The sequence below is a fragment of the Candidatus Aquicultor secundus genome (assembly GCF_002791875.1).
GTDB classification, from domain to species: domain Bacteria; phylum Actinomycetota; class Aquicultoria; order Aquicultorales; family Aquicultoraceae; genus Aquicultor_A; species Aquicultor_A secundus.
In genome coordinates, this window is record NZ_PFNG01000072.1 from 3,848 (window position 1) to 13,371 (window position 9,524).

8 protein-coding genes are annotated in these 9,524 nt (G+C 52.8%); all 8 read right to left on the reverse strand.

All coding sequences use genetic code 11. The annotated features are described in order from the left end of the window. Positions 1–224 precede the first annotated feature (224 nt). A complete protein-coding gene (locus tag COY37_RS02850) occupies positions 225–1,478 on the reverse strand; it encodes a 3-isopropylmalate dehydratase large subunit (protein WP_286678561.1) in 1,254 nt (417 codons plus the stop codon). After that, positions 1,471–2,628, reverse strand: a complete 1,158-nt coding sequence (gene nifV / locus COY37_RS02855) for a homocitrate synthase (RefSeq protein WP_353682449.1) — start codon at positions 2,626–2,628, stop codon at positions 1,471–1,473. The genes COY37_RS02850 and nifV overlap by 8 nt, the downstream gene beginning before the upstream one ends. Positions 2,629–2,961: 333 nt before the next feature. Next, the gene (locus COY37_RS02860) at positions 2,962–3,876 is read right to left on the reverse strand and encodes a slipin family protein (RefSeq protein ID WP_286678563.1); all 915 of its coding nucleotides are present in this window, start codon (positions 3,874–3,876) and stop codon (positions 2,962–2,964) included. 380 nt (positions 3,877–4,256) lie between these two features. Beyond that, complete coding sequence (gene gatB / locus COY37_RS02865) at positions 4,257–5,708, reverse strand: Asp-tRNA(Asn)/Glu-tRNA(Gln) amidotransferase subunit GatB (RefSeq protein WP_286678564.1); 1,452 nt, start codon at positions 5,706–5,708, stop codon at positions 4,257–4,259. A gap of 155 nt (positions 5,709–5,863) precedes the next feature. Then, positions 5,864–7,318 (reverse strand): Asp-tRNA(Asn)/Glu-tRNA(Gln) amidotransferase subunit GatA, encoded by a 1,455-nt coding sequence (gene gatA, locus COY37_RS02870; protein ID WP_286678565.1) that lies wholly within the window; start codon positions 7,316–7,318, stop codon positions 5,864–5,866. Positions 7,319–7,364: 46 nt separating this feature from the next. Then, complete coding sequence (gatC, locus tag COY37_RS02875; RefSeq protein ID WP_286678566.1) at positions 7,365–7,649, reverse strand: Asp-tRNA(Asn)/Glu-tRNA(Gln) amidotransferase subunit GatC; 285 nt, start codon at positions 7,647–7,649, stop codon at positions 7,365–7,367. Positions 7,650–7,676: 27 nt separating this feature from the next. Then, complete coding sequence (locus COY37_RS02880) at positions 7,677–8,411, reverse strand: CPBP family intramembrane glutamic endopeptidase (RefSeq protein ID WP_286678567.1); 735 nt, start codon at positions 8,409–8,411, stop codon at positions 7,677–7,679. Between the two features lie 41 nt (positions 8,412–8,452). Further along, on the reverse strand, positions 8,453–9,524 hold a 1,072-nt coding region (gene ligA / locus COY37_RS02885), incomplete at its 5' end, for an NAD-dependent DNA ligase LigA (protein WP_286976004.1).

The window sequence follows — 9,524 nt, forward strand, 5'->3', positions numbered from 1 at the left end:
AAGCTTTAATCTACTTAGCTGAGAAGTCTTCATTCTAGCTCTATCTAAGCTTAGACCCTTCACCCCAAGAAGAAGGTTTCTGCACCCAAGATTCTTCAGTCGCTTTGCTCCTTCAGAATGACATCTAATCGCTGTTTACCATTTGCTATTTGCTCCTTCAGAATGACATCTAATCGCTGTTTACCATTTGCTATTTGCTCCTTCAGAATGACATCTAGCGGACCCTATAAGTACTTTCTAGGGTCGGCGATGACTCCCTCGATTGCCGTTGCCGCCGCAACAGCGGGTGAACTTAGATATATAAAGCCGTCGGGATTTCCCATGCGGCCCCGGAAATTCCTGTTCTGGGTGGCAAGACAGACCTCGCCGTCACCGAGAATACCGCCATGCACACCAACACACGCGCCGCAGCCTGGGTTAACGATAGTAGCGCCGGCCACGATAAACTTGGCGATAAGACCCTCCTCGATCGCCTTGAGATAAACATCCCTCGATGCCGGGCAAACAAGAAGCCTGGTATGCGGGTTGCGGGTTTTGCCTTCAAGAATCCGTGCGGCAATACGCAGGTCTTCGATGCGCCCGTTCGTGCAGGTACCTATATAGACCTGGTCGACCCTGATTCCTTCGACGTCTTTGATAACTTTTGTGTTATCTACCATATGCGGGGCGGATATCGTCGGCTCGAGTTCCGAAACATCGATCTCGTAAACCCTCTCGTAGTTGGCGCCTTCATCGGCCGAGATCGGGCGCCACGCCTCTCCGCGTCCCCGCTCTTTAAGGTACTTTTTCGTAGTTTCATCGGAATTAAAAAGCCCCGCCTTCGCGCCGGCCTCGACCGCCATATTGGCCAGGGTAAACCGGCCCGATATTTCCATCGCATCGATGGTAGGGCCGCAAAACTCAAGTGCTTTATATGTTGCGCCGTCCGCGCCTATCATTCCAATAAAGTGAAGCATGAGGTCTTTGGGATATACGCCCTTTTTAAACTCGCCGGTAACATAAACCTTAAAGGTCTCGGGGACCCTTAACCAGGTCTTACCGGATGCGATCCCAAGCGCGACATCGGTCGATCCCATACCAGTTGCAAATGCGCCGAGCGCACCCGCCGTACAGGTGTGCGAATCGGCGCCGATCAAAACCTCGCCGGGATTCATATAATTCTCAACCATGCGCTGGTGACATACGCCCTCGTTTACATCCGAGAGGATGGCGCCCGTCTTCTTCGCGAAGTCGCGCAATATCTTGTGAGCGTTAGAAAGCTCTTTGCGCGGGCTTGGGGCCGCATGATCGATAAAAAGAACGGTGCGCTCCGGCTTTGCGGCCTGCTCCATCCCCAGTTTCTGAAGGTGCTGCACTGCAAGGGGGCCGGTACCGTCCTGGACAAGCGCCGCGTCGATTTCGGCTACGACTATATCTCCGGCGCAAGCATCGGTTCCGCTGTGCTCGCTTAGAATTTTCTCAACAATCGTCTTACTCACAGGTAGGCACGTGCTCCTTTCCGCTTTTGCGCAGGTAGTCTTGATAAATATACATAAGCTCTTTTGAGAACAACGACCGCTTCAGCTCTACCGATGCCCTCCTGACATCGGCTAGTATATCGGTTGCCGACTCCTTATCGATCTCGATGCCGAACTCCTTGAATTTCTGGATAATGGAGGCCGAACCCGAGTGCTTGCCGATCACAAGCTGTCGCTCGAGGCCGACTTCTTCCGGCGAGAATACCTCATATGTTTTTGGATTCTTAATAACGCCGTCGGCGTGGATACCGGACTCGTGTGCAAAGACATTGGTGCCCACAATGGCTTTCCAGATCGGGATGGTTCTCGCCGAAGCCATCGCAACATACTCGGAAAGCTCGCGGAACATTTCGGTCTTAAAGCCCAGATCAATATGGCCCAGGTATTTCATGGCCATAATTACTTCCTCAAGCGCCGCATTACCGGCGCGCTCACCAAGACCGTTCACGGTAGTGTTAACCCAGGCAGCGCCCGCCTTGATACCTGCAAGCGCATTGGCGGTCGCCATGCCGAAATCGTTATGCGTATGCATCTCGATCTCTAGCCCAACCGCTTTCTTGAAATCCTTAATCACGGAAAACGTCTGGAAGGGGTCGAGTATACCGACCGTGTCGCAAAAGCGGAGTCTGTCGGCTCCCGCCTCTTTGGCCGCAAGGCCGAACTCGACCATAAAGCCAAAGTCGGCGCGCGAACCGTCCTCGGCGTTGACCGAGACGTAGAGGTTATGGCTCTTAGCGAACTTGACGCCTTCGATCATCCTGTCGATAACCCACTGGCGATCCTTTTTTAACTTATGCTGAATATGAACATCAGATGTAGCGATAGAAATCGCAACGGCGTCCACGCCGCAATCGACAGAGTGCTGGATATCCGCAATAACCGGCCTGTTCCATCCCAGAACGCTCGCTCGAAGGCCGAGACTTGCTATTTCCCTGATTACCGCCTTCTCGTCCCCACCCATTGCCGGGACACCGGCCTCAATTTGAGCCACCCCTACCTTGTCAAGCAACTGGGCAATCCTTATCTTTTCGTGGTTGGAAAAAACAACCCCCGCCGTTTGCTCACCGTCACGCAACGTGGTGTCGTCGATTCTAAGTTTTGATGGATCGATGTCTACATATGAGTTTTGTAGATCAAAGCTATCCAATTTTGGATTTGTCAACTTACTACCCCCAAATCACATCTTCACATGAAGAGTATATTCTCGGAACGCGTTTATAGGAATACCGTCGGAACACATTATTGGAAAAAATGCTACACAACCGTAGATTACTATTTTAGAGGAAAAATAAGGATTAAGGCAAGGATTATCGCCGATTTACCGGGCAATTTACTTCTATTGCCTAGGCAAAACCTTGAATTTTGCTTCAAACGCCGCTTTTTATGACAAGCGCTTTTCTTGCATCTTTATGTGGGATACCCGTTAGCGGGGCACCGGCTGTTGCTACCCCTTCTTCCCAAATATCGGCCCTAGCTGTTGTGCAATATCGCTGAATTCAGTCGGGAAAAGGACCACGGTGTTTGAGGCGCTTGGCCCCAGCCCATCAATCGTCTGCAGCGTCCTGAGCTGCATTGCCCCAGGGCTTTTAGCCATGGTAGCTGCCGCTTCGGACAAGTTAAGGGCGGCAAGTTTATCGCCTTCGGCTTTGGTTATCGTCGCCCGCTTCTCACGCTCTGCCGAAGCCTGGCGAGACATCATCCGTTTAAGTTCCTCGGGCATATCGATATCGAGCAGCCGGATCGAGTCGATGTGGATTCCCCAGTTCTTGATATGCTCCTCGACGCTCTCGCCGATTCGTTGCTGGATTTGCTCACGCTCGGTTAAAAGATCATCCAGCGAGAGCGATCCCACGACGTCCCTCAGCGAGGCCTGTGCGTACTGGGCTATCGCAAAACGGAAATCCTGCACTTTCGTTATCGCATTTTCAGCATCGGCAACATAGAAGAAGATAACACCATCGATTTGCGCAGGCACATTATCCCTGGTTATAACCCGTTGTCCGGGAACGTTGAGTGCAAGAACCCGGTTGTCGACAAACCGCACATAATCCAAAAACGGTATGATATAGATAACGCCCGGCCCCCTGACCGCCTGAAAGCGCCCGAGCCGCAGCACGACACCGCGCTCCCACTGCGCGGCAACGCGCACACCGGAGACGACAATATATAAAAGCACGACAAATACCAGTTCAAGAACAATAGCAGTGGGACTATTAACACCAAAAATCGCAAAAAGGATTCCGCCTACAATGATAGCCGGAACTATCACGAGAACCGCCCGCAACGTTCCCCCAAGCGAAACATGCACACCCGTAGGCTCAGCAAATTGTCTTGTCGGTCGAGGCCCTAACTGTGCCATATTACCACCTTTATCCCCTTCTCCGCCCTGCCGGCCACCCTGTTGACCGGCTTGTTGGGCCGACTTAATCATATTATCTATAAGGTCATATAACCCCGGCATCTCACGCTACCTTCCGCTCTTCGCGCCGCCATTTGCCTACCATCTTTAATTGCAACCATCTATAAGGCAGTTGTATCTTCCATATACCGCCCGAGCCTGCATTTTATACATTTCTTCATGATATACGACTACTATCGCTAGGTATTCTAGTTGTTGGCCGGCATTCCTTCTTATGAACGAAAGATTGCAGAATAATCTTAAGACAATTGCTTTTCATGTTAGCGCATTTTATTATGTTCTTAGTGTTCTTAGTAGTGTTAGAAAAGGAACTCTATACTTTACCCTTGCAGCTTTTCGCGTAAGAGCCGGTTGATAAGCTGCGGGTTTCCACGGCCTTTAGTCAGGCGCATGGCCTGCCCGACAAGAAAGCCGAACGCCCTTTCTTTTCCTTCGTGGTATTCCCGGACCGCCGAGGCGTTCTCCTCGAGAACCATGTCGATGATCTTTTCTATCTCGGACTCGTCGCTTATCTGGGTCATGCCTTTTTCTTCTACGATGATCTGCGGCAGCTTTCCGGTATCGAACATCTCCGGGAATATCTCCTTGGCGATCTTACCGGAAATCGTGCCCTTGTCCATTAATTTAAGCAGCTCGGCCAGGTGTTTCGGTGTCACCGCCGTCTCGTCGATCTCAAGGTTTTCCGTGTTAAGATAATACGAAATATCGCCCAGCATCCAATTGCTGACCGCTTTTGGGTCGCCCTTGTAGAGCGTAACCGTTTCCTCAAAGAAATCGCCCATCGCTTTGGTTTCAGTTAGCAAGCTGGCATCGTGCGCGGGCAGCCCGTAATGCGTTATAAACCGCTGTTTGCGCTCATCGGGGAGTTCGCGCAGCGTCGCGCGAATACCTTCTATCCAGGTCGGGTCAAACTCCATCGGCACGAGGTCGGGGTCGGGGAAGTAGCGGTAATCGTGCGCGTATTCCTTTGTCCTCAGCGTGCTCGTCGTGCCCTTGGTCTCATCCCAGTGCCGGGTCTCCTGCATGATCGGCTCACCCTCGGCAATCGCCTTTTTCTGACGCTCGATCTCATACGCAAGCGCCCTCTGCAGCGACCGGAACGAGTTAAGGTTTTTTAGCTCAGCCTTAACACCCAGCTCGGTCGCCCCTTTAGGCCTGATCGAGATATTGGCGTCAACTCTCATCGAACCCTTGTCCATATTGCAATCGGAAACGCCGATCGATATCAATATGGCGCGAAGCTTCCGGGCATACGCTTTGGCCTCCTCGGGCGTGCGCATATCCGGCTCGGAGACGATCTCCATGAGCGGCACCCCTGCCCTGTTAAAGTCGACCAGGCTGTACTCAGCGCCGACGATCCTGCCCGCGCCGCCTATGTGTATCAGTTTTCCGGTGTCCTCTTCCAGGTGAATCCTGGTAATGCCGAGCCTCGTTTCGTATGTCTCCATGTCCAGGTCGATAGAGCCGGCCAGGCACAATGGCCTGTCATATTGGGATATTTGATAATCCTTCGGCATATCGGGATAGAAATAATTCTTCCGGTGGAATTGGCTGTAAAGGGAAATCTCGCAGCCGACCGCAAGCCCCGAGCGAATTACATACTCAATGGCTTTTTTGTTTGCAACCGGCAGCGAACCGGGCATGCCCAGACAAACAGGGCAGGTCTGGGTATTCGGCCTCTCGCCGAAACGCGTGCTGCACGCGCAAAACATCTTGCTCTCAGTATCAAGCTCGACATGTATCTCTAAGCCAATTACACTTTCGTATTCCATAGCGCCTCCGCCTTTTATCAAGTCTCCCGACCCAGCCGCCCCGGATGATTGTTCGAGCGTCCCAGCCGGACTATTATCTAAACCAAAAGGAATTAAATTCCTTAGCGAGTTTATTAATTCTCGTTCGCGTTGCTCTCTTATCGCTCACCAATCCTTTATAGAGGGGGGTGTTCGTTCCAGCCAAAGCTTTGCTCGAAACTATAGGCGACCCGCAGGAGCATCTCTTCACCCAGGGTCTTACCCATAATCTGAAGCCCAACGGGCAGTCCGTCGACGGTACCGCACGGCAACGACATCCCGGGCAACCCCGCAAGGTTAACAGGAATGGTACAAATATCTGAAAGGTACATCTGAAGAGGGTTGTCAACGCGCTCGCCGATCTTAAATGCCGTTGTGGGAGATGTCGGCGAAACCAGCACGTCAAAATCCTCAAATGCTTTATTAAAATCGCGCGTGATGAGCGTCCGCACCTTCTGCGCCTGGCCGTAATACGCCTCATAATAACCGGCGCTCAGTGCATACGTTCCGAGCATGATCCTTCGTTTTACCTCATCGCCGAAGCCCTCGGCCCGCGTGCGCAGATACATGTCCATCAAGTCCTCCGCATCCGGTGCACGGTACCCGTAGCGTACGCCGTCAAACCGCGCCAGGTTTGAACTCGCCTCAGCCGGAGCGATGATATAATACGCCGACAATGCGTACTCGATATTCGGGAGGGAAGTCTCGGCAACGGTCGCGCCGTTTTTCGCCATCAGCTCGAGCGCGTCTTCGATTACCTTCTTTACCTTGGGATCGATTCCTTCGGCCATCAACTCGGCCGGAACGCCGATCTTTACCCCTTTTAAGTCGTTCACCAGGGATTTTGTATAATCGGGTGTATCTATCATAACCGATGTCGAATCCATCGGATCATGCCCTACCAGGTGGTTGAGAACTATCGCGCAGTCGGTCACATCCTTAGTAAACGGCCCTATCTGGTCCAACGACGACGCAAATGCAACCAGCCCGTACCGCGAAACCAGCCCGTAGGTCGGCTTCAAACCGACGATACCGCAGAGCGCCGCCGGTTGCCTGATCGAGCCGCCGGTGTCCGACCCCAGCGAGAATATCGCCTCGTCGGCCGCGACCGCCGCAGCCGAGCCGCCGCTTGAGCCGCCGGGCACCCTCTCAAGGTCCCACGGGTTACGAGTGGTAAAAAACCCCGAGTTCTCGGTGGACGAGCCCATGGCGAATTCGTCCATATTGGTCTTGCCGGTCATGACGATACCCTCATCCAGCAAACCCTGTACGGCGGTCGACGTGTAAGCCGGGATAAAGTTGTCCAGGATTTTCGACCCGCATGTCGTGCGCGTCCCCTGCGTGCACATAACATCCTTAATCGCGGTAGGAATGCCGGCAAGCGGACCTACCGCCTCGCCCGCTACTATCTTCTCGTCGATTTTATGCGCCTGCTCAAACGCATTCTCCCTGGTGACGGTCAGGTACGATTTCACTTTGTCTTCTACATCATCTATACGCGAAAAAACGCTCTCCGTAAGCTCTTTCGCGCTTATCTCTTTCGCCGCAAGCTTCTCATGCAGCTCGTGGATTGTCATTTGATAGAGTTCCATTTATCCTCCAGATTTCTCCGATTCACTCATTCACCAATTCACCATTCTATACAATTCTTGGCACTGCAAACGCCTGATCTTCTGTCTTCGGGGCGTTTGATAGGGCATCCTCAGGTGTCAAACACGTGCCCACCCTATCCTCGCGCAAGACATTTTTTAGCGGGATAGCGTGCGATGTCGGAGGAATCTGCGCTAAATCCAGGGAGGATATTTTACCCGCATGCTCAAGAATAACGTCAAGCTGCCGGGTGAATTTCTCGACTTCGGCATCGGTCAAGCCTAACCTGGCCAACCACGCAACATGCTTTACTTCTTTTTCGCTGATAGCCATTACTAATGTGACCCCCTCGTTTAGAGACTATAGACTTGAATAGTATATCACTACAACTGACAAAAAGTTATTAAGAGCATGTAACATAATCGGTGGGCCGAGAGAATCCGTGACCTGGTAGAGGTAGGCGAGGCCGACGGCAATGATAAAAATAGGGATAAACACGGACGGGCTAAAATGAAACAGCGCGAAAAGCACACTCGTTATAATAATCGCAGCGGTTACACCCCAACGCTGCCTGAACGCGGGATAGACAAAGCCCCTGAAAAACAACTCTTCGGCAACCGGGGCGACGACGGCAACGACAAGCACCGCCAACAAAAAACCGCCGGTGCTCCTTCCGAATATCTCCGGGAGCCGCCTGACCGCTTCTTCGGAGGGGTTTATCCCGAGTCTCTGGGCAACCAGGGTATAGATAGCGCTCGCGAGCTTAACAAGAAAGAACCAGGCGACGACCATGCCGGCGCCACGTAAGAAATTGAACGGGCGGAAACCCAGCATCTGCAAATTCGCGCCGCGCCTTAGCGCGAAAAACCCGATTAGCAGGAAAAGGATGACGTACCCTATGAAGAGCGCGAGTATCTGCCCGACTTTTGGCAGCTCGTTGGCCAACACCCTGCTGATGACAGCCGTACCGAGGGTCACAAGTATAAGGAACGAGACCAGTGCAAGGATCACATCACCAATCGTCCAGGGGACCCTCCGGTCCTCCGGGGCTCGTTGGTCTTCTGGATATCGATCATCGATCAGTTTTTCATCCACTACTCTTAACCACTACTATCATCCACTGATTAACTCTTGAGTTAACCTCTTGAACTAATCTCTTGGACCAATCTCTTGAATTCGTCTTCCGTTATGATTTTTACCCCCAGAGCCTTTGCCTTATCATATTTGCTTCCGGGATTTTCCCCGATCACCACGTAATCGGTCTTTTTACTAACACTCGATGATGCCTTGCCTCCCATCGATTTCACAAGCTCCTCCGCCTCACCCCGCGTAAACTGCGTCAATCCACCGGTAAACACGAAGGTCAACCCGTTAAGATTCCGGGCGATACCTTTACCGGTCGCCGCCTCCTGCTCCATCTTCACGCCCGCGCTCTTGAGTTTTTCAAGAACTGCGCGGTTTCTCTGCTCGTCGAAGAACTCGATGATGCTCTCGGCGATTTTGGGCCCGACCTCGGGCGTTGCAACCAACTCGTCAAACGATGCCCGCGATAGGGCGTCGATCGAGCCAAACGTTTCCGCCAATACCTCGGCGACATGCGCGCCGACATGCCTGATGCCGAGCGCAAAAAGCAACCTCGCAAGCGGTCGCTCCTTTGAGTGCTCAATCGCAGCCTGCAGGTTCTCCGCCGCTTTATCCGCAAAATGCTCGATACCTAATAGCCGCTCTTTTGTGAGGTAATAGATATCGGCGACGTCCTTGATCATACCCTTATCCAAAAGCTGGTGTGCGACGGACTCGCCAAGCCCGTCGATATCCATCGCAGCCCTGCCGGCAAAGTGTATGACGTGCTCAAAGATAACCGCCGGACAGTTTATATTAATGCAACGCGCAACCGCCTCGCCGGCGGGTCGCACGACCTCGCCACCGCAAACGGGGCACTCATGCGGCATCGCAAACTCCCGCTCCGAACCGGTCCGCTTACTTACAATCGGCGCCACGACCTCCGGGATGACATCCCCGGCTTTCTGGATGATAACCGTGTCCCCGATCCGTATATCCTTGCGCTTTATCTCGTCCTCGTTATGCAGAGTCGCCCGGCCTACCGTAGAACCGGCGACAACAACCGGCTCGAGCACGGCCGTCGGCGTTAACGCCCCGGTACGCCCGACGTTAAGCTCGATATCTAAGACAACCGTTGTTTTTTGC